The 20,011-nt window shown below is 71.5% G+C and carries 16 protein-coding genes; 12 read left to right on the plus strand and 4 right to left on the minus strand.

Annotated features, from left to right (window positions below; all coding sequences use genetic code 11):
• The first annotated feature begins 30 nt into the window (after nucleotides 1–30).
• The 8 genes from OHA72_RS27155 (at nucleotide 31) to OHA72_RS27190 (ending at nucleotide 11,679) form a co-directional block, all read left to right on the plus strand.
• Complete coding sequence (locus OHA72_RS27155) at nucleotides 31–2,712, plus strand: RICIN domain-containing protein (protein WP_327010623.1); 2,682 nt, start codon at nucleotides 31–33, stop codon at nucleotides 2,710–2,712.
• Nucleotides 2,713–2,849: 137 nt separating this feature from the next.
• Nucleotides 2,850–3,128 carry a hypothetical protein gene (locus OHA72_RS27160; protein ID WP_327010624.1) on the plus strand — a complete coding sequence of 93 codons (279 nt, stop codon included), beginning with the start codon at nucleotides 2,850–2,852 and terminating at the stop codon, nucleotides 3,126–3,128.
• A gap of 54 nt (nucleotides 3,129–3,182) precedes the next feature.
• Nucleotides 3,183–4,073 carry a WD40 repeat domain-containing protein gene (locus OHA72_RS27165; RefSeq protein ID WP_327010625.1) on the plus strand — a complete coding sequence of 297 codons (891 nt, stop codon included), beginning with the start codon at nucleotides 3,183–3,185 and terminating at the stop codon, nucleotides 4,071–4,073.
• Nucleotides 4,074–4,239: 166 nt separating this feature from the next.
• A complete protein-coding gene (locus tag OHA72_RS27170; RefSeq protein WP_327010626.1) occupies nucleotides 4,240–5,340 on the plus strand; it encodes an FHA domain-containing protein in 1,101 nt (366 codons plus the stop codon).
• A gap of 1 nt (nucleotide 5,341) precedes the next feature.
• Nucleotides 5,342–6,676 carry a hypothetical protein gene (locus OHA72_RS27175; RefSeq protein WP_327010627.1) on the plus strand — a complete coding sequence of 445 codons (1,335 nt, stop codon included), beginning with the start codon at nucleotides 5,342–5,344 and terminating at the stop codon, nucleotides 6,674–6,676.
• A complete protein-coding gene (locus tag OHA72_RS27180; protein ID WP_327010628.1) occupies nucleotides 6,673–8,016 on the plus strand; it encodes a KH domain-containing protein in 1,344 nt (447 codons plus the stop codon). The genes OHA72_RS27175 and OHA72_RS27180 overlap by 4 nt, the downstream gene beginning before the upstream one ends.
• Nucleotides 8,016–9,872: a vWA domain-containing protein gene (locus OHA72_RS27185; RefSeq protein ID WP_327010629.1), complete on the plus strand. Its 1,857-nt coding sequence runs from the start codon at nucleotides 8,016–8,018 to the stop codon at nucleotides 9,870–9,872. Before OHA72_RS27180 ends, OHA72_RS27185 begins: the two co-directional genes overlap by 1 nt.
• A 4-nt stretch (nucleotides 9,873–9,876) precedes the next feature.
• Nucleotides 9,877–11,679, plus strand: a complete 1,803-nt coding sequence (locus tag OHA72_RS27190; protein ID WP_327010630.1) for a serine/threonine protein kinase — start codon at nucleotides 9,877–9,879, stop codon at nucleotides 11,677–11,679.
• 51 nt (nucleotides 11,680–11,730) lie between these two features.
• On the opposite strand, the gene OHA72_RS27195 is transcribed toward OHA72_RS27190, so the two are convergent.
• Nucleotides 11,731–11,997 carry a hypothetical protein gene (locus OHA72_RS27195; protein ID WP_327010631.1) on the minus strand — a complete coding sequence of 89 codons (267 nt, stop codon included), beginning with the start codon at nucleotides 11,995–11,997 and terminating at the stop codon, nucleotides 11,731–11,733.
• A 71-nt stretch (nucleotides 11,998–12,068) separates the two neighbouring features.
• On the opposite strand from OHA72_RS27195, the gene OHA72_RS27200 reads away from it, so the two are divergent.
• The 3 genes from OHA72_RS27200 (at nucleotide 12,069) to OHA72_RS27210 (ending at nucleotide 13,937) form a co-directional block, all read left to right on the plus strand.
• Nucleotides 12,069–12,374 (plus strand): hypothetical protein, encoded by a 306-nt coding sequence (locus tag OHA72_RS27200; protein ID WP_327010632.1) that lies wholly within the window; start codon nucleotides 12,069–12,071, stop codon nucleotides 12,372–12,374.
• A gap of 44 nt (nucleotides 12,375–12,418) precedes the next feature.
• A complete protein-coding gene (locus tag OHA72_RS27205; RefSeq protein ID WP_327010633.1) occupies nucleotides 12,419–12,568 on the plus strand; it encodes a hypothetical protein in 150 nt (49 codons plus the stop codon).
• Nucleotides 12,569–13,295: 727 nt separating this feature from the next.
• Complete coding sequence (locus OHA72_RS27210) at nucleotides 13,296–13,937, plus strand: NADPH-dependent F420 reductase (RefSeq protein ID WP_327010634.1); 642 nt, start codon at nucleotides 13,296–13,298, stop codon at nucleotides 13,935–13,937.
• A gap of 61 nt (nucleotides 13,938–13,998) precedes the next feature.
• Here the strand turns inward: OHA72_RS27210 and OHA72_RS27215 are convergent, their stop codons facing one another.
• Nucleotides 13,999–15,969: a DUF4153 domain-containing protein gene (locus tag OHA72_RS27215; protein ID WP_327010635.1), complete on the minus strand. Its 1,971-nt coding sequence runs from the start codon at nucleotides 15,967–15,969 to the stop codon at nucleotides 13,999–14,001.
• Nucleotides 15,970–16,517: 548 nt separating this feature from the next.
• On the opposite strand from OHA72_RS27215, the gene OHA72_RS27220 reads away from it, so the two are divergent.
• Nucleotides 16,518–17,414, plus strand: coding sequence for a hypothetical protein (locus OHA72_RS27220; protein WP_327010636.1), 897 nt, complete (start codon nucleotides 16,518–16,520; stop codon nucleotides 17,412–17,414).
• A gap of 263 nt (nucleotides 17,415–17,677) precedes the next feature.
• Here OHA72_RS27220 and OHA72_RS27225 read toward each other — a convergent pair whose 3' ends face one another.
• Together OHA72_RS27225 and OHA72_RS27230 are read right to left on the minus strand one after the other, a co-directional pair.
• Nucleotides 17,678–17,836: a PNPOx family protein gene (locus tag OHA72_RS27225; protein WP_327010637.1), complete on the minus strand. Its 159-nt coding sequence runs from the start codon at nucleotides 17,834–17,836 to the stop codon at nucleotides 17,678–17,680.
• Nucleotides 17,837–17,927: 91 nt separating this feature from the next.
• Complete coding sequence (locus tag OHA72_RS27230; protein ID WP_327010638.1) at nucleotides 17,928–19,517, minus strand: ricin-type beta-trefoil lectin domain protein; 1,590 nt, start codon at nucleotides 19,515–19,517, stop codon at nucleotides 17,928–17,930.
• Nucleotides 19,518–20,011: the final 494 nt, after the last annotated feature.

Consider the following 20,011-nt stretch of genomic DNA (forward strand, 5'->3'; position numbering starts at 1 on the left):
GGAGCTGGCGGATGAGTCATAGGAGTTGGCATGCATCGTTCGAACGCCCGCCGGCGCGGCTGGTTGCCGGCTGCGGCTGGAGGGCTGGCCGCAGCCGTGGTCCTCGGCGGCCTGACCCTGGCGGTCCACGGGCCGGCCCTGGCCGCGCCGGGTGCGATGGGGGGCGTGGCGGCGGCCGGCGTTGACGGTGTGGCGGCCGGGAACGCCGCGATCGCCTCGGTCGACCTGAGCGGGACGTGGACCTTCACGCCCGCGGGTCGGGCGGCGACCTCGATCGCGATGCCCGGTGGTGGCTGGTACAAACAGGGCTTCACCGACGTGAACGAGGCGGTGTACTCGCGCAGCATCACCGTGCCGGACTCGGGGCAGCCGCAGTCGACCTGGATCGAGTTCGGCGCCGTCAATCACCAGGCGACGCTGTCGGTCGACGGCCGCGTGGTCGCCACCCAGACGACGGCGTTCACCCCGTCGAACTTCGACATCAGCGCATACGCGGCGCCCGGCACCACCCACACGATCACGGTGAACGTGAAGGGCCGCGGAGCGCTGAAGGGCTCCAGTGGCAAGTATCTGGTCCCCGTGGCGGCCGACTGGTCCGAGGCGATACCGCAGGGAATCTTCCGGTCCGCGTACCTGCGGGTGTACCCGACGGTGTATGTCAGCGACGCGTTCGTCCGCACCTCGGTGGCGGACCGCACCATCAGCTACGACGTGTCGGTGACCAACTCCTCGGCCGCGACCAGGACGGTCACCCTGACCGGGTCGCTCGCCTCCGACGGTGCAGGCGCTTTCAGCTATCCGCAGCTGCCGCAGCGAACCGTGACGGTGGCGGCCCGTTCGACGGCGAAGGTCACGGTGGGCCCCGTGGCGTGGGACCTCGGCGCCACCTCGTACTGGTGGCCCAATGTGCCGTACCGGGCCGGATACCGCGCCCAGCTGCACCGTCTGGCGATACACGCCACCGCTGACGACGGCCGCACCAGTGATGCCACGTACCGCTTCGGGTTCCGGGAGAGCACGCAGAACGGCGAGTACTACTACCTCAACGGCGTGCGCGTGAACTTCCGTGGCGACAGTCTGCAGGGCGCCGACTACGACCGGGTCAACAACGGCGGGAAGGGCGACGCGTACGACACCCTGCCCGGTTTCCTGCCGCCGTCGCCCGGCAACGGCGGCTGGCCCCAGGCGGTGGACAACTACCAGCGCCTCAACTACAACGTGGTGCGCATCCACATGGAACCGGCCAGCCCGTACATGCTCGACGTGGCCGATGAGATGGGCCTGATGGTCATCGACGAGACCGCCATTCGCAGTGGCGCCCAGGACTTCGTGGCCGGCCACGACAACATGGTGGCCCACGCGCGTGCGCTGGTCTTGCGGGATCGCAACCATCCGGCGGTCATCCGCTGGAGCCAGATCAACGAACCCAGCTTCAACAACAACGACTCGCAGCAGTTCCAACAGGACCTGTACGCGGCGATGAACGGCAACGACGGCACCCGGCCGATCAGCATCGACGCCGCTCCGGGCGCCGACTCAGCCAGCCGGTACCCGGCCATGAACTACCCCAACTTCGCCATCTTCGCGCACTACCTGGACGGCACCGGCCGATACGGCGAGGCCCTGAATCGCGTCCCCGGGCGGCCGGACGGCGAAGGCGAGTACATCTGGCCCGCCTGCAGCACCAAGCAAGGCTTCACGTGGTTCGCGACGGCCACGGCAGCCAAGCGCGGCAAGGACGCCAGCGACCTGCGCCCGTACACGCTGCTGTCGGCCTGGGCCAGCGTGGTGCCCGGCGTGCGGTCCACCGACTTCACCCCGGAGGAGGGCGGTCACCCCATCTACGGCGCCGACAACCTGCCCGACCCCTGGAGCAACCCGCAGATCCAGCGCGTGCAGGCGGCGTTCAACCCGGTGGCCGCGGTCGACCTGCCGTACTGGTCCGCCTCCGGCGCGTCGGACTCCAACGGCACCTTCCCGCTGCCGCAGGCGGTCCCCAGCTACGCCCGCAACGCCACGGTGACCCGCAACATCACCGTGTTCAACGACGACCTCACCAACACCTCGGTGGGCTTCACCTGGACCGCCCGGCTCGACAACCCGACCGGCACGGTCGTCGCGTCCGGCAGCACCACCCTGACCATCCCGCTCGGCTCACGGGTCACCCAGCCGGTGTCCTTCACCGCCCCCGCCACCGGCAGCCGCGTGTACCTGCAGCTGTCGACCACGAAGTCCGGCAGCACCGTCTTCACCGACGCGGTCGAGTACCTCAATCTCGGTGGCAGCGGCGGAACCGGGCCCGCACCAGGCACGTACCGCATCGTCAACCGCAACAGCGGCAAGCCCCTCGCCATCGCCGGCAACTCCACCGCCGACGGTGCCAAGGCGGTCCAGCAGAGCGGCACCCCCACATGGACGATCAGCACCACGCAGGACGCCTACACCTTGCGCTACACCGCCTCCGGAAAGGTGCTCGACGTCAACGGCGGCAGCAGCACGCAGGGCCTGCAACTGCAGCAGTGGTCAGCCAATGGCGGCACCAACCAGATGTGGTATCTGCGGCCCACCGGTGACGGCTACTACACCATCGTCGGCCGCAGCAGCGGACTGGCAGCCGACGTCTACGGCGCGGCGACCAGCGACGGGGCGCAGGTCGTGCAGTGGACCACCAACGGCGGGACCAACCAGCAGTGGCAGTTCGTACCCGCCTGACCAGTGACAGAGGTGGGTGTCAAGCCCGACCGCCGGTAACGGGCTGCCGATTGTTGCGCCGACTCGGGGGCGCGGTTTGTGCGCCCGAGTCGGCCGCGATCCGATCACGGTGGGATGCGAGCTGCCGGTCCGGGCAGTTGCTGAGCCTGGTCGGCGCGGAACGGCCGGGCAACCCGTACCGGGACCCGGCGGTCGCGATACCGGTCGCGCGGCGCATCGCCGGGCTCGCCTCACCGCACTTCCTGATCGCCGGTCTGGACGCCCGCCGCCGCGGCATGTACGACCCGGCGACCCTCACCCTGACCGCGACCGTCGACAGCGCCCTGGACGCCTTACCTGGACCGGGTATCGCCGGTCGGCGGGCGCCCCGCCCGGCGGTGCTGGCCGCGCTCGCCCACGCCGAGGCGCCCGGCTGAACCGCCGAACTGTGGCACACCGCGACCGCGGCACTGGGCGTCGAGGTCGGTGCGATGGAACTGGGCCGGTTCGCCCGCTCCGCGGCGGCGAGCTTCCTCGTCGAAACCTCGACGGCCGAGGGAACCTCCACGTTCCGCCTGTCCCACCAGGCCCTCAACGACGCGCTGCTGCGCGAGCACGGCACCGGCAGGATGCGCTTCGCCGAGCAGCGACTGACCCGGGCGTTCATCGAGCCCGGCCGCGGGCGGGGGTGGCGGTCGGCGCCCGCCTACCTGCTGCGTGCACTGGTCACCCACGCCGACCGGGCGGGCCTGATCGACGAGCTGCTCAGCGACGACGGGTACCTGCTGCACGCCGACATTCTGCGGCTGCTCGCTCCGGCCAACCACGCCACGACCCGAAGGCCGGCAACGGGCCCAGACCCTGCACCTCACGCTGCAGGCCGTCACGGCGGACCCTGCCGAGCGGGCGGCGATGTTCAGCGTCACCCAGGCACTCGAGCAGTTCGACCCATCGCCGCCGACCATCCGGCCCCGTACCGGGCCCGCTGGGCAGCCGCACGCCCCCGCGCGGAACTGCGCCGCCTCGACGGCCACGCCCGCTGGGTGAGCGCGGTGTGCGCGGTCCAGGTCGACGGGCGGACCCCGCTCGCACCGGCAGCGACGACGACATGGTGCGAATCTGGGACCCGGCCACCGGCACCCGACTGCGCCGCCTCGACGGCCACACCGGCTGGGTGGGCGCGGTCTGCACGGTCCAAGGTCGACGACCGAACCCTGCTCGCCACCGGCAGCGCCGACAGGACGGTACGAATCTGGGACCTCGCCATCGGCGATTGCCGAGTCACTATCCCGGTACATCATCCGGCACTTGCGTGTACCAGCATTGACGGGGCCGTCGCCGTGGGGCTCGACGCTGGCGTGATGGTGATCGATCTGCTCTGACACAGCATCCGCAGACCGTCGAGGAACTTCACGCGTGTCGTCGATGTCCGTCGAACGAGCGTCCGGACGCTCCGGGACGACAGGGCGCGGACGGTGGACGGGTGTCGGGGTGTGGGTGGGCCGAAGGTGTCATCCGGGAGGGCCGCCACCGGGGTAGGTTGCAGCGATGCCTTCCAATGCCGCGGTGGTCGACGTGTCCAACGTCTGCTGGTCGAAGGAGTTGCCGCCGAAGCGCGGCCACGATGACCGCTTCCCCGATCTCGACCGGTTGATGCTGCTGGAGCGGGCGTGGCGGGCGCGCCACGGCGCGGACGCCGAGATGGCGTTCGTGGCCGACACCTCGCTGCGGGACCGTCTCCCGGAGGCCGATCAGACCCGCTGGCCGAGCCTGGTGCGGGAGTGGAACGTCGTCGAGGCCGCGGTGGCCGACGAGGTCATCCTTCCGATGGCTCGCGACCGTGCGGGCATGGCTGTGCTGAGCCGCGACAAGTTCCTTGATCATCGGCGTGAGCATCGGTGGATGGAGGAGTGCCCGGAGCGCTTTCTCGCCTGGCGGATGCGCGGCGGAACGGTCGAGTTCGTGCCGTCCGGGGTCAAGCGGGAGCCGCCGCAGCGGGTGTCCCGGGCGAAGGAGGACAAGCTCGTCCACGCCGCGGGGCTGGCCAAGGAGGTGCTGCGGACCAGGTGGGCGTGCGGCGACCCGTACTGCACGGCGGCCGCGACCCGGCAGGGTGAGCTGCTGCTGTGGCCGGTCGCCGACACCGAGGGGCGGGCTCGGTGCCCGTTCTGCGAGGGGATGCTCGTCGCGATCGGGCCGCGGGAGTTGACGAAGCAGCTCGTGCTGTGCGACGCGGCCGGTGCCGAGCTGCTGCGGTTCCCCATCGAGGTGGGCGTGGACGTCGTCATCGGCCGGGGACGGGCGATCTACGGCGTCAGCGTCGACGCGCTGCCGGAGCCGCCGGAGCGCTGTGGCCGGATCAGCCGCCAGCACCTGCTGCTGCGGTTGCGGCCGGACGGTTCGGTCTCGGCGGTCGACCTCGGCTCGGTCAACGGCACGCGGATCCGTCGTGCCGGCGCCTCGGCGGGTGACGGTGCCCGGCTCGCACCGCACGCCGCTGTCACGCTCGGCGGGCACGACGTGCTCTGGCTGGCGCGGTCCGTCAGTGTCTACGTGTCTGGCCAGAGGTACCCCGTCGGTGACGAGCGGACCTGGGTCGGCCGCTCCGAACCGCCCCGAACCGAGATCGAGAGTGAAGGAACGAACTGACGTGCTCGTAGGTGTGACCCGGATCGGCGCGCCGCGCCAACACGTGGCCAAGGGTTTCGTCGTCGTCGACGGCCACCTGCCCGCCACCGGCCGGCGCGGGACCGCGTTCAGCCTGGGCGGCGGCGAACGCGCCGCCGGCAAGCCCGCCCTGTGGTACGCGGAACGGGCCCCCCAGTGGCTCGGCAGCCCGGCGGCCCGGGCCGAGTGGGCGGGTGCCGTGGCGACGGATCTCGCCGAGGCCGCGACCCGCGTGCCGCTGCTGCCGGCCTCGGTCGCCGCCGAGGTCGACGGGCGGCTGGTCGTCGGGCCGCCCGGTGACGACCGGCACGTGGTCGAGGTCGCCTCGGCGGTCGAGCAGGAGGTGCTGTGCAACCTGCTGCGGGAACACGTGCCGCTGCTGATCGCGCTGACCGGCCGGGCCGATCCGGAGGGTACCGGGGTCGGGGGTTCGCACCGGCTCGGCACGTCGCGGCAGCATGTCGCGACCCGCTACCTCGCATCCACCTCGCCGACGCACCTCGCGCGGGTCGAGGCGGAGCTGCGGCGTACCGACGGCGTGGCGCAGCTGGAGCGGATGGACGTGCACCCGGCCACGCTGCCGGACGGGACGCCGGCCGTGGTGCTGCGCTGCGTCGACGCGGCCGCCAGTGTCTCGACGACGGCGGCCTGGGCGTTGCTGGTGGCGGCATTCGGGTTGCGGGCCCGGCGGCTGGTCCGGGACGGGCGGCGGCTGCGCAACATGCCGCAGCAGATCCTGGAGGAGAACCGTGCCCGGGCGGTCGCCCGCGGGCTGCGGGCCCGGCTCACGGTTGAGGAGCCGGCCGGCCGTGGCGAGCAGCCGAGGCTCGTCGAGCGCAGCGCGCGAGACCTGTTGCGGGCGTTGATCGTCGACACGCTGTCGGTGGAGCTGGACAACCTGGGGGCGACCCCGCAGGAGCTGTTCCCGATCGCTGCGGCGCTGGACCTGCCGCAGCTCGGGCTGTCCGGCTGCGCGAGCGACGACACGCTGCTGCGCGGCTGGGCGCGGCAGCACCGGTCGGGGTTCGCCGGCATCGCGGGCAACGTGCTGCGCGACGCCGCCCCGGGCGGGCCGTGCCTGGCGTCGGCGAAGCAGATCGCGCCGGGCCGGACGCACCTGGTGCTCGGCGAGTGGGCGGCGATCGTGGCGGCGCGCAAGGGCGCCGACATTCCACGGACGCAGCTGTCCGGACGCAGCCCGGGGCAGCAGCAGCCCGGCCGGGACCGCCCGCCGCGGCAGCGCTCCGAGCACAGGGGGCGGGGCGGGCCGCGCGGCGGCGGGCAGCATCAGGGGTCGCGCAAGGGAGATCAAGCATGACGACCGTCGTGGCGCCGGTCGCCGACATGCAGATCCTGCTCGACGTGCGGGAGTGGCCCGACGGGCTGCACGACGCGGGCAGGATCGCCGACCTGTGGAACATGCTCGAGCCGGTGCTGCACGGCCACGACCTGACGAGGCGGCCCCGGTACACGCTCGGGCACCCCAACGGTGACGTCCACATCGCCCTCGCCCGGCTCGCGCCCGGCGCCGACCCGGTCGTCGGGCCGTCGACGACGTTCCAGATCGTCGGCATGCTGGAGCCGGCGAAGGTTAGGTACCGCTGCCAGGGCTGCGCCGCCGAGGGGCGCGAACGCTACGGTTCGTTCACCTGCCGGGACTGCGGCACCGACGCGCTCGACAAGCGCCTGTGCGACGTCCACGCGCGCATCCTTGACGGCGCGCTGATCTCGACCTGCGCGGCGCACGAGCCCACCTGCGCCGAGTGCGGGGCGACGGCGACGTTCCGGTGCGCCGGCGGCCGCTGCCAGCGGCAGAAGGCGCACTGCGACAGGCATCGGCGGACCCACCCGAGCGGCTCGGACCGCAGCTACTGCCCGTCCTGCTACGACGCCCAGTTCCCGGCGTGCGAGCAGGGCGGCTGCACCAACATGGGCACGGCCCGCTGCGAGGTCACCGAGGTGGGGCTGAGGCAGTGCGGCGTCCGGATGTGCGCGCAGCATCTGCGCCGGTGGCAGGTCTTCGGCGGTGAGGGCCTCGGGCTCGCGCTGTGCCGCCGGCATCACCGGGAGCTGCCCGGGTACTCGCCACCCGTGCTGATCCGACAGATCGTCGCGGGGGCGTACCTGCGGTCCAGGCGCCGCCGCGACGCCGAGCCGCTGCCGAGCCTGCGCGGCTTCGGCCACAGCTTGCGCCGCGCCGGGCACACCGAGCTGGCACTGGACTTCCGCTGGATCCTGCGCACCATCGACGCGGCCCAACACGATCTCACCGGGACGGGCGGCCGGGACAGCGAGGGCGTGCTTGCGCTGGTCCAGCGCCGGCACGGCCGGTGGGACGACGAGATCAAGAAGATCGCCGCGGGCAACGACCGGGGCGCGGAGCTCGTCGAGCGGTTGAAGATTCTCGTCCGGCACGCGATCCCGGTCCACGGCGACGTCATCGCCGCCAACCTCAGCCTCGCCGACTACAACCGGCCCCGCGCGCACCGTGACGGCGACCGGCCGGGTCTGCTGTTCGTCCGGGTGCCGGAGGCGTACCGCGGCATCTTCATTGGCAGGCAGGGAGCGCTCATCCGGTACTTCTCCGAGCAGCTGTCGCAGGGCGAGCAGGGCGGCGTCCGTGTGCAGATCGAGGGCGACAAGCGAGGGAGCCGTTGATGGCCCGGCTGATGGAGCAACGAGTCGTGGCGCTGCCGCCGCGAGGGCTGGTGCGCGGCTGGCGGGTCGGTGTCTCGGCCGACGGCGCTGGCTGGCCGGAGGGTCCGGCGCTTCTGAGCGCCGAGACCGCGGGCGGCGTGCACCTGCGCGCCGTCGAGGTCTGCCGGCTGCCGGAGGTGCCCGCCGGTGTCCTGGCCGTCGGTGAGGACCTGCGCGATGAGCTGAGCCTGCTGGACGACGCGCGCTGGAACCTGCGTCCGCAGGAGGCGATCGACGCGACACGGATCCTGCTGGAGCTGCCGACCGAACGCTCACCGGAGACGGCGGCCGAGCAGATCGCCCGGGCGGGGCTGGTGGGCACGCCGTTGTGGGTGCCGTCGCAGCCCGGTGAGCTGTTCGTCGACGTCGCCGGGGTGCCGCACCGGGTGATCGAGGTCGACACCGGTTCCCGGTACGACGTCATCGCCCGCATCGGGCCACGCACAACCGTGGAGGTGTTCGCGCCCGGGGTGAAGGCCGGGGTGGACATGGTGATCCTGGCCGACTGCAGCGGTTCGATGGAGGCCGAGGACATCCCCGTGCCCCGCGAGTCGATGCTCGCACTGCGCCGCAACGGGTACATCCAGCGGATGGAGGCGCTGCAGCAGGCGCTGCGCGACCTGCTGGAGGTCCGGCTCAGGGTGGCCGGGCGGGTGTCCCGGGTGGCGTTGATGTCGTTCACCTCGACCGCGACCCTGCGGTTCCCCCGCTCCGGAGGCATGGAGCAGCTGGACGCCGGTTCCCCGCCGGAGGTCATCCAGCAGTTCCGGGAGGCGGTCTCGCTGCTGCAGCCCCGGGGGCTCACGCACATCGGCAACGCCATCCACGCCGCCGCCGACCTGCTGTACCAGCACGGGCATCCGGGCAACGAGCGGCTCGTCGTGCTGGTCAGCGACGGCGCGGACTGGGCGCCGCGGGGCGACCAGGGCACCGGCGAGATCATGGAGGCGACGTCGGAGCCGGTCGGGCTGATGGAGCACCTGCACCGTGACATGAACATCCGGCTGCACGCGATCGGGATCAGCACCCGGGAGCTGTTCCTGCGCCGGTACGGTGCCGAGCAGCCGGGGATCACACCGAACCACGACCTGCTGGAGGCGCTGGTCAAGGTGGGCGGCGGCGACCCGACCACCATCGGCGGGCTCGACGTGCTCGTCGAGTACTTCTCCGGGGTTGGCGGTGGCATCACCCACCGGGTGCGGCAGACGCTGACGAGCGCGCCGCGCGAGCCGCTCGCCCCCGAGGCGCGTGACATCCTGCGGCAAGCGGCCGGGGAGGCGTCCCGGGCCGGTGACCGCAACGCCGCGCTGGAGGCGTTCGGCGTCGCGATCGCCGCGGTGGAGGCCGTCTCCGACCGCGTGTTCCCGGGGAAGCTGATCCGCGCCGACTACTCCGGGCGTGCCCTGGGGCGGCTCGGCTCCGACATCCCGGAGGACCGGCTCGGTACCACGCTGCTCGGCGTCGTGAAGCTGCTGTACCCGACGCTGCCGCAGGACTTCGTGCGGCCGCCCGCCGTGGTCGGCTACGTCGCGCTGCTGGACCGGCTGAAGGCAGCGGTCGAGGCGCGGCCGGCCGACCTGGGCGGGCTCGCCGCCGTGTGCCGCGCCGACGGCACCGGCCCCGGTGCCCTGGTCGTCGCGGTCATCCAGCGGCTCACCGAAGCGCTGCGCGGCATCGAGGCGGAGGCGGCGACACTGCCCGACCACACGCCGGCACCGACACAGGCGCCGATGCAGCGGGTGCGGCGGGCGGCGGAGACGGAGCCAGCGACCAGCGGCACGAGCACCGTCGTGCCCGGTTTCGTGTTGAAGGACTGAGCGGGTGGAGCAGGCGGACACCGTCGGGCAAGAGGGCTGGTACGTCAGCAGCGACGAGGACGCCGCCATGTACCGGCTCGTCCGGCTCGTCCAGCGCGGCGGCGAGGGCGAGCTGTGGCAGGCCGAGCGCATCCTCGGCCGCCTGGGCGGCACCTGGGCGATCAAGATCCTGCTCCTGCGGCACGTCGACCAGGGCGGTGACGAGACCCCGAACCAGGCCCTGGACCGGTGGCGGCGGATGTGGCAGGACACGATCGACCGCACCATCGCGTTGCGGGACATCCCGGGGGTCGTGCCGACGGCTCGCGCGTTCACCGGCCCGGCCCCCCACCCCGACCCGCAGCCGGCCGCCGCCGGGCGTTCGCTGTTCCTCGTCACACCCTGGGTCGACGGGCGGAACCTCTCGACCTGGCAACAGGAGGAACGCCCGGCACCCGCTGCTGTCGTCGACGTCGTGACCCAGTTCGCCCGCCAGCTCGACGCGCTCGCCGACCACGGGCAGGTGCACCGCGACATATCGCCGGGCAACGTGATGGTCGGCCGCGACGGCACGGTCAAACTCATTGACTTCGCGTTCATGCGGGCGACCGGATCGGCGACGACGAAGCGGTACGTCACGGCGGGTTTCGCCGCGCCGGAGCACGAGATCACCCCGGCGTGCGACCGGTACTCGTTCGGCGCGATCGTCTACCACCTGCTGACCGGCGCCGAACCGCCGATGGCACACGCCCAGGAGCAGGCGGCGCGGGGGCTGATCGGCTTCGGGTACCCGGCACGACTCGCCGAACACGTCGGGCTGCTGCTCGCGTACGACCCGCAGCAGCGCCCCGCCCGGCTCACGGACTGGGCGGAGGAGTTCCGGGCCCTGCTCGCCGACGGGGTCCCGCCCGGGGCGTACCGGGACGTCACGGTCACCACGACCGGCGCCGGGGCGAGCCGTCTCGCCGCCGCGGGCGTGGACCGGATCGGCGCCGTGACGATCTCACCGGTCCGGCACCCGGCCCTGCTCGGCGACGACACCGGGCCGCTGCACCCGCTGTCGGTCTCGGCGGCGCGGCACGGCAGCGGCGAGGCGGTCCTCATGGCTACCGCCGCCGACGACGGCGTCTGGCACCACAGCGGCGCACGCTGGCACCGCGTCGAGGATCTTCAGGTGACCGGACCGGTGCGGGTGGCGGCCGGCGGCGACGGCGCGGTGACCGGGTTCACGGTCGACCGGCAGGGTGTCCTCGCCACGGTGACCGTCTCGCTCGACGGCCGCACGGACGTCGTCAGGTCCACGCCCGCGCGCCGGGTGCTCGCCGCCGCGACCGGGGTGGACGGCACCCCCCAGGTCGTCGTCGAAGCCTCGGACGGCACCGTGCTGTGCGGGTCACCGCCGCGGCTGGCAGCCGTGGGGCTGGCCGGCGCCGACGCCGCCGCGCTGACCCTGAACACGTGGGGTGAGCTCGTCTGCGCGGCGATCCGCACGGCGCAGCGGCGGGTCGCGATCGCCGAGACGCTGCTCGGCGACTGGGAGGAGCCGCTGTGGCTCGACGCGCCCGACGACCCCCTCGACATCGCCTGCACCGGTCACCGGCAAGGCGTCAGCGTGGCGATCGCGACGGCGGGTGGCCTGTGGCTGCGGGACACGTGGGCCGAGACCGGCTGGCAGCACCTGTGGAGCGGGCGCACCACGCGGGTCGTCATGACCCAGGCCGGCGGCTGGCGGACCGTGACGGCGGCGGTCGCGGACCAGCAGATCGTCATGTGCGAGGAGCACGCGGGCGGCGGATGGCCCGCCACCGCGACCCTCGTCAAGGGCTGACCCGGCACCCGGCCGGCGAGTCGTGGCCGCGTCCAGCGACCGCCGGTCGGGTCACTCGACGGAGCGGGCCGCCTTCAGCGTCGCCTTGCCGTCGACGGAGTTCAGGACGCTGACACCGACCGCACCACCGTCGCCGCGCTTGCAGGACGGGCGCAGCGTGAACCCGGCGGTCACCTCGCGGACCGACGCCGGGACGTCGACCGCCTGTTCGGCGATCTTCGCCGACCCTGGCTCGAACGTCGACGCGACGTACGCCTCCGCCCGGGTCGGCACGACCCTGTTCCGGGGCAGCGGCACCTCCCAGGCGACCGCGGTCACCAGCGCCGCCGTCGCCCTGCTCCTGCAGGGCCCGGCCGGCCCTGAAACCCGACCAGGTCAAGCATCTGTTCATGAACACCGGCGACGTCCTCACCGCCGGAAACGCCGCCGGCCTCGGGTACCGCGAACTCGACCTGGCCAACGCCCTGGCCCGGCAGACGCCGGCCGTGCAGCAGAACTTCATGTGGTCCACCGGCTGCGGCCCGATCGAGGACGCCTGCGGCGGCAGCCACGTCGTGCGCGACAGCGTCTCCCTCACCGGCGAGTCCTCCGTCTGGGGCCCGCTGAGCACCAGCACCTGGGCCTCCCGCAGCGCCGCGCAGAGCTCCCGGTCCGGCGGGCAGTGGATGGGTCACCAGCTGTCGGCGGCCGGATGAGGCCGTCGGCGATGGCCTGGTTGTAGAAGGCGCGGGCGGCGGCGATGAGCAGCTCACCGGCGTGGCGGCCGCCGCGGCTGTTGCGGCGGGTCCGGGCGCTGCCGACGACCCGGCGCTGGAGCGCTTGGATGTCGCTGGCGGTGACGGTGTCGATCGCGAGGCTGCCCCAGGCCGTCGTCATGCGCTCCCAGTAGCTGCGGTAGGCGCGCCGCTGCCGGGGGCCGGCAGCGGCGAGGACCTGCGGGAGGTAGTCGTCGAAGGTCGGCAGCGCTGGTCGGGCGTCGCGCTGCAGGTCGGCGAGGGTGACGCCGAGCTCGGCGAGCGCTGTCCAGGCGGCGTCAAGCCGTTCGCGGTCAGGCGGCATCGTCTGTGGCGAACTGTTCGGCGAGGAGCCGTGCGACGGTTCGGGCCGGGTGGATGAGCAGCAGGTCACAGTCGGGGTCGGCGAGCAGGACGATCACGTCGCCGGCGGTGATGCGACACAGCTGCCGGACCGCTGCGGGGATGGCAAGGAGGCCGGTGCCGCCGATGGTGTGGCGACCTGCCGGACCGGAGGTCGCCGTGATGACGCTGCGCGTGATGTCGAATGTGACGCGGTGCCCGGGTGGCCAGCCCAGCAGGTGCAGTAGGGCGCGGGCCGAGATCCGGCCGGACGGGTCGAGCCGGGCGAGGTCAAGGTGCGGCTCGACCTGGTCAGGCCCGGTGGGTGGGGGGCCGGTGCGGCAGCGGCGGCCGTGGTGGGCGGGCGCGGGGGAGCGGCGTGGGGATGAGCGCCAGATCCAAGCCTCTCAGGGTCGGCTGGCGGGCGCTCCGCAGAGATCCGCCCCGACGACAAGGCCGGCGAACGCGGGTTCGCGTGATCTATTTCTCCGGTCGGATTGTCGGGGAATACTCGCGGGGGCCGTCCTGGTTGGGCCGACCGTGACAACTTTCGGAATCATCGGGGCAGGCAACATCGGCAGCCAGGTCGCGCGGGCGGTGATCGCGCTCGGGCACGACGTGGTGATCGCGAACTCGCGGGGGCCGGAGACGCTGTCGGCGCTCGTCGAGGATCTCGGCCCGGCCGCCCGGGCGGCGACCGCGCAGGAGGCTGGAGCAGCCGGCGACGTCGTGGTCGTCACGGTGCCGTTCGGAAAGTTCCGGGACGTCCCGGTCGAGCCGCTCGCCGGCAAGATCGTGCTGGACACCAACAACTACTACTGGGAGCGCGACGGCAGGTTCGCCGAGCTCGACCGGGGCGAGGCGACCACGTCAGGGCTGCTGCAGGAGCACCTTCCCAAGTCGAAGGTGGTCAAGGCCTTCAACCACATCGGCGCCGCCGACATCACCACCGACGGTTCCCCGTCCGGCACGCCGGGCCGGCGCGCCCTGGTGGTGTCCTCGGACCATCCCGACGCGGCCGACTTCGCCAGGGACCTCTACGACCGGATCGGCTTCGACACGGTCGACGTCAGCCCGCTGAGCGAGTCGTGGCGCGTTGAGCGCGACCGGCCGGCGTATGTCGTCAAGCAGACGAAGGCCGAGCTGGAGGCGAACCTCGCGAAGGCGACCCGCACGGTCTGAACGCAGCCGAACGGCCCGGACCGGGCCGCCGCCGTGCTGGGGGCGGCCCGGGGGCGGCGCGTCAGCGTGTCTTCGGCAGGTCGAACTGGTCGGCCCGTTGGCAGTCGCTCGAGCCGCCGATGCCGGACGAGCCCACGCGGTCCAGGGCGTCGCGGGCGTTTTCGCGGCCGAGGTTCCAGCCGTACCACGGGTCCGGCTCGTCCAGGTCGTCGACGATCCAGCTCAGCGTGCAGCGACGGACCGAGTCCGGGAGGGTCGACAGGGCCGGGGTGGCGTCGGAGGACAGGGCGCGCAGGTACCAGGCGTCGATCTTGCCGGTCTCCTGGTAGCGCGCGATGTTGCGGCGGGCCGCGTAGTCCTCCGGGTTGAGCACCGCGAGGGTGAGCAGCATGACGACCGCGAGACCGACGATCGTCGACGGGATCCAGGCGCCGCGCCACCGGATGCCGGCCACCATGATCATGATGAACACGGTGCCGAGGAGCAGCTCGAACGCCATCACGAAGATGCGCTCGCCGGTGAAGCTGTAGACCTTCTGATAGGCGTACATGCGGGACAACGCCGACACCACGATCACGATGCTCAGCGACGAGAGCAGGCCGAGCAGCGTGCGCAGCAGGATGTGGTCGACCCGGTCCTCGCGGCTGGCCCAGCGGGTCACGCCGCCCAGCACGGCGATCGTCAGCACGGTGACGGTCGCCAGCTGCCAGAAGCCGCTGCGGGCGTATTCGGCGTAGCTGAGGCCGGCGGTCTGCAGCACGTGGTGCTGGCCGCCGAACAGGACGGTGGCCTGCACGACGACGAATCCGCTGTACAGCAGGACCAGCGCCCCGATCGGCAGCCCCCACTCCAGGCGGCGCAGCCGCGCGGTGCCCGGCTTGTCGATGGTGGACAGGTCCGGCGGCGCGGCGACGGTGTAGACGGCCGCGACGGCGATCAGCGCGCACAGGATGAACAGGAACACGCGGCCGACGCTGACCGTCGGCACGACGGCGGAGAGTACCTGCGAGAACGCGGCGTCGGCGGAGGAGAGCAGCGCGCCGAAGACCAGCACGAACAGGACCGTGATGATGACCGACCAGGCGACGCGCTGGGTGTGGCGGGGCTTGCCGTGCCGGTCGCCGGTGGCGCTGAGGTGCTTGGCCACCCACGGGATGCCGCGCAAGGCCGCGAACGGCGCCGCCACGAGGCTGAACAGTATGGAGCGGACGCGTTGGCCGCCGACGATGGCCAGGGCGGCGCAGCCGAGCGCGCCCAGCACACAGAACGTGACGAGCCACCAGGCGTTGCGGAACGCCAGCACCGACAGCAGGACGACCGCGGAGCCGGCCCAGACAGCCCGCATCGCACGGTCGGCCTTCGGCAGCGCTGCGGCGGCCGGCCAGATGCCGGCGATGACGGCGGCGACGAGCGCGAACCCGCCGAGGAACCAGCCGATGCCGACCCGCGTGCCGGGCAGGACGATCGCGGCGACGAGTCCGCCGGCGAGCACGGCGACCGGTACGCGCCAGCCGCTCGCGGGCTCCGGCCCGGGCCAACGTGCTTCCAGGAACCCGGGCGGCAGCGGTCGCGGCGGCCCCATGACCCGCGGAACGGTCTGATAGGGCCGGAACGGGGGCACCACAGGATGCGGCGGGAAGGGCGCGCCAGACGGTGGCGCGAAGGGCCGCGTTCCCGACTGGTGCTGCACCAGCGGCGGTGCGACAGCCTCCTCGTCTTGTTCCTCGTCCTCTTCGAGCTCGTCGTCGGGCAGTTCCTCAACCGGCGCGGCGGCTGTGGCCACAACGGGCGTGACTGGCTCGGCCGCGACGGGCGTGACTGGCTCGGGCTCAACGGGCGCGGCCGTCATGCCCTCGACAGGCTTGGCCGCCGCGCCCGAAACCAGCGGCACGAACACGGCGAATCCCGGGGTTCCCGCGGGAATCGTCACCGGAATCGCCCACGTCGTCTGCCCCTCGGCGGTGCCGGGCCAGGCGACCGGCTGCGGCTGTCCATCGCCGCCGGGCATGACCAGCAGATACGGTACGGCCACGGGCGGTTGGACGGTTGGATCGACTTCGTCGGGTACGGCGTCGGTCATTGGGTAGCTCCACGTGTCGGTGGACAGTTGCCGGACCACGCCCGTGCTCACCGTCCGTCGCCGTCCCGCCGATCAGCCCAGATCGGCGGGTTGTCACGAATAGTGACGGTGCGTAACACGGCAGTGCGGAGATGGCGGGGCGTGGCGCCAACTGGCGCTTTGGTCCGGACCGCATTTTCCCTGCACGGCCCGGCGGCAGGGATCATGGCACGGCGGCCCGGCCGCGGACCAGCCCGTGGCGCACACCTGGGACGGTGGGACGTTGCACCGCCGTCCACCTGCGAAGACGCGGCTTCCTGGGACGAGGCGCCGGACAGTCCAGCGCGGAGAACCGGCGGTGTGCGCCAGCAGCCCGACGATGCTCCGCTGTCAGGCGGTCAGGGTGAAGCGCTGGCATCGCAGGCCGCGACGGCGACGTGTTCGATCTGCGCGTCAGCATCCCCAGCGACGAGCACGGGTTCTTCGGCCGGCAGTGCCCGAGCTGTCAGCAGATCTTCCGGGTGGACGGCGACGACTACGAGGCACTGCCCGACGAACTCGAACTGTGGTGCGTGTACTGCGGCCACCACGACGATCACAGCGAGTTCATGACGCAGCAGCAGCTCGACCGGGCGATGCGCGCAGCCGGCGACATCGGGGTGCAGATCCTCGGACAGGCCTTGGACGAAGCCTTCGGTCGCTCCGCCATGCGGTCCAGCAGATCAAGTCGATCAGGGTTCGGGATCGGTATCGAGATCACGTACCGGTCGGAGCCGTTCTATCCCGAGCCGCTTCCCGGTATCGATGAGGAGAGCCTGATTCGGATCCGCTCGTGCGGTTCCTGCTCATTGCGGTATGCGGTGTTCGGCGAGCACCGGTTCTGCCCGGTCTGCGGGCAGCTCCCGGCGATGGTCGTAGCTCTGGACGCGCTCGCCGCGGAGACCGCTCGCCTCGACGGCCTTGCCCAGCTGTCGGCCGATGTTGCAGCGGGGCTGCGGGAGCGAGGAGTGTTCACACGTATCTGGGTGGACACGCTGGAGAACCTGGTCGGTGTCGTGGAGTCGCTCGGTTCCGCCGTCTTCCGCGGCGCGGTCGCTGACGCCGGCGTGCGGCTCAACGGCAAGGGCAACGTCTTTCAACGGCTCGACCACACGGCGCAGTTGTTCGTCGACGCTGGATTCGCGGACCTGCGGTCCGTGGTTGACAACGCTCGGTGGCGGCGGCTGATCAAGTTCTGGGCGGCAAGGCACGTGTTCACCCACAACGACGGACTCGTCGACGCGAGATATCTGACGAAGGTCCCGACCAGCACCATGCGCATCGGTCAACGGCTCACCATCTCCGAGCAGGACTGTCGGCAGGCCATTGCGGACACGGAGGTTCTGTGCCGGGCCATTGCGGATCTGACCAGGCCATGACGCGTTTCTGTCTCAGGTCTCATGGATGTCCGGCCGTGCTCGACGCGGCAGCGGTGCCGTTACGTAGGTGTTCGCGGAGTGGTTCGAACTGAAGGGCTCTTCGTGTTCGTTCAAGGGGTCGTCATGATCGACGCAGAGCACGCAGGGGCATCCGGTCACGACGAGGATTCAAGCAGGGCGGCCCGCCCGGCCGCGACGAGGTCTCCTCGTCGCGGGTGGGGCTGTCAGGCGTAGAGACCGCGGGTGTACCGGTCCTCTTCGTACTAAGCCTCGAGCTCGTCGAGGGTCTCCACCGTGTTCTGCACGCTCTTGATGAGCTTCGCGTGCGACGGCAGGGCCTCGGGGGTCCACGTCTTCGGCTTCCACAGCTTCGAGCGCATGAACGCCTTCTGGCAGTGGAAGAAGACGGTGTCGATGTCCACGACGACCGCGAGGACCGGCCGGGCCGCGGCAAGGGCGCGGGAGCTTGTCCGCTCCCGCGCCCTGACCGTCAGCGTGCGCCTCGGCCGGGCGTCACGCGGCCTTCACGAAGTACTGTGCGGCCGATCCGTTGCAGTCCCAGATCTGCAGTCGCGCACCGTCCGCTGTCGAGCCTCCCGGGGAGTCCAGGCACTTGTTGGAGTTCGGGTTGCGCAACCGGTTACCTTCCTGGACCCAGTTCTGTGCGCCGCTGCCGTTGCAGTCCCAGAGCTGCACCTTCGTGCCGTTGGCCGTACCCGCGCCGGCGACGTCGAGGCACCGGCCCAACGTCCGCAGGGTCTGGCCGTCCCGGCTCCACTGCTGGTCCTTCGAAACGGAAGGCCCCTGGCACGTCCACAGCTGCACGGCCGCGCCATTGCCGCCCGTGTCATTTCCGGCCACGTCCACGCACTTGCCGCCCGGCCCGTTGATCTGCGTCGCGGGTCCGCCCGGCGTCGTGCCCCCGCCGTCCTGGTAGTAGCGCACGTAGTCGATCGATGCGGTGAGCGGGAACTGGCTCTGCACGGGGTTCTGTCCGGGGTACGTGCCGCCCAGCGCCAGATTGAAGATGACGTGGAACGGCTTGCGGAACTCCTCCAAGGTCGCCGGTGTCGTGTCGATCACGTGCGTTTGCACACCGTCGATGTACCAGCGGATCTGCGCGGCCGTCCACTCGATCGCATAGACGTGGAAGGCCGCGGCGTTGTTGACGGCGGGGTTCGCGACGTAGTTGGCGTTCTGACCCGCTGTCCACGGGAACACGCCGGTCCGGAGATCCCAGAAGATGTTGTTCGTCACGGTCGCGTTCGCGTTCGCGTGTTCCATGATGTCGACCTCGCCGCAACTGGCCCAGTTGGTGGGCAGGCGGTCGTAGTAGGTCTGCGCCGGGTTGTAGGCGCTCGTGGACGTCTCGTCGCACGAGTCACCGAGCATCCAGAAAGCCGGCCACGAGCCGGTGGCGGTCGGGAGCGCCATGCGCGCCTCGATGCGGCCGTACTGGAAGGACTTCTTCGTGTCCGTTGTCATGCGGCACGACGTCTGGTAAAAGTTGCGGCCGTTGACCGTGATGGGCGTCGTGAGCCAGTTGGCGCGCATCACGAGGTTGCCGCCGGACTGCGTGCAGTTCTCGGGGCGGTACCACTCCCACTCGCCGTTGCCCCAGCCGTCAAAAGCATTGAGGCCGGGGTTGAGGCCGTTGCCGACGTTGTAGTTCCAGTTGGCGCTGCTGGGCGCGCCGGACCCGTTGAACTCGTCGGCCCACACGAGGTTCCACGCGGCTTGTGCGGGCTGCTGCAGGACGACCGCGCTGCCGACGAGTGCGGTGACGGCCGCGGTGAGGAGGACCATGAGGCGCCGGCGGCTGCGTGACGGCGCTCGGTCCGTAGCGCGGCCACGGGGCATGCGGGGTGTGCGTTCTTGTTGAATCTCCACAGCGAATGTGCCCTTCTCGAGCAGGGGCAGAGATGGTGCATTTGGCGGAAATGCCCGTTCGAGCCCCCACGTGGCGGACGTGAGAGCGCTCTCAGCATGGTGCTTGGCTGGAAACCTTGTTGTCAATGACCTGCCATTTTCAAGCAGCGAATTCGCGTAAGAGGCGACGAACACGAACGATGCGAGGCGTCCGTCCTCGCGGGTAAGCCGCACGCCCGTGTGGCAGGGACTGAACCGGCACACGACCTCCGGCAGGCACGCGTAGCACAGCAGCTGTTGTCCGAGCGCCCCATGCCGGATGTGGCCGGCGTGGTCGAGCGTGTCGGACGCGGTGTCGAGCCGTACACGCCGACATCGTGCAGCAGGGCATCGTGCTGTAGGGCATCGTGCAGTAGGCATCCGGCCCGTACCAGCGGGCGTCGACGACCAGAGCGCCGGGTCGTGTCAAGAGAGCTGCTCGGCGATCCGCAAAACGATCTGGCTGTGCGTGTACACCAGGTCGAACGCGTCCGGGTTCGGCGCGTGCCGTTCGTACAGCGTGGATCGCATCCTCGTCCGCCACCCGCATACCGCCCTCAGGGACTGATGGCACCTACGTCCAGCAGCCACTCCGTCCAGACGCCGCACTGCCCGAGAGTCTCAGGCCCAGGGCAAACCGTCCCTGAACCTGGAGATGGCCAGTGATTGCCGCGATGCGTCGGCGGACC

It is taken from the genome of Dactylosporangium sp. NBC_01737 (genome assembly GCF_035963215.1).
Lineage (GTDB): Bacteria > Actinomycetota > Actinomycetes > Mycobacteriales > Micromonosporaceae > Dactylosporangium.

Bases quoted from the DNA above. Each gene is read 5' to 3' on its own strand.
- OHA72_RS27155 (WP_327010623.1), top strand. From the start codon at position 31: ATGCATCGTTCGAACGCCCGCCGGCGCGGCTGGTTGCCGGCTGCGGCT.
- OHA72_RS27165 (WP_327010625.1), top strand. From the start codon at position 3,183: ATGGAACTGGGCCGGTTCGCCCGCTCCGCGGCGGCGAGCTTCCTCGTC.
- OHA72_RS27170 (WP_327010626.1), top strand. From the start codon at position 4,240: ATGCCTTCCAATGCCGCGGTGGTCGACGTGTCCAACGTCTGCTGGTCG.
- OHA72_RS27180 (WP_327010628.1), top strand. From the start codon at position 6,673: ATGACGACCGTCGTGGCGCCGGTCGCCGACATGCAGATCCTGCTCGAC.
- OHA72_RS27185 (WP_327010629.1), top strand. From the start codon at position 8,016: ATGGCCCGGCTGATGGAGCAACGAGTCGTGGCGCTGCCGCCGCGAGGG.
- OHA72_RS27200 (WP_327010632.1), top strand. From the start codon at position 12,069: ATGAACACCGGCGACGTCCTCACCGCCGGAAACGCCGCCGGCCTCGGG.
- OHA72_RS27205 (WP_327010633.1), top strand. From the start codon at position 12,419: ATGAGCAGCTCACCGGCGTGGCGGCCGCCGCGGCTGTTGCGGCGGGTC.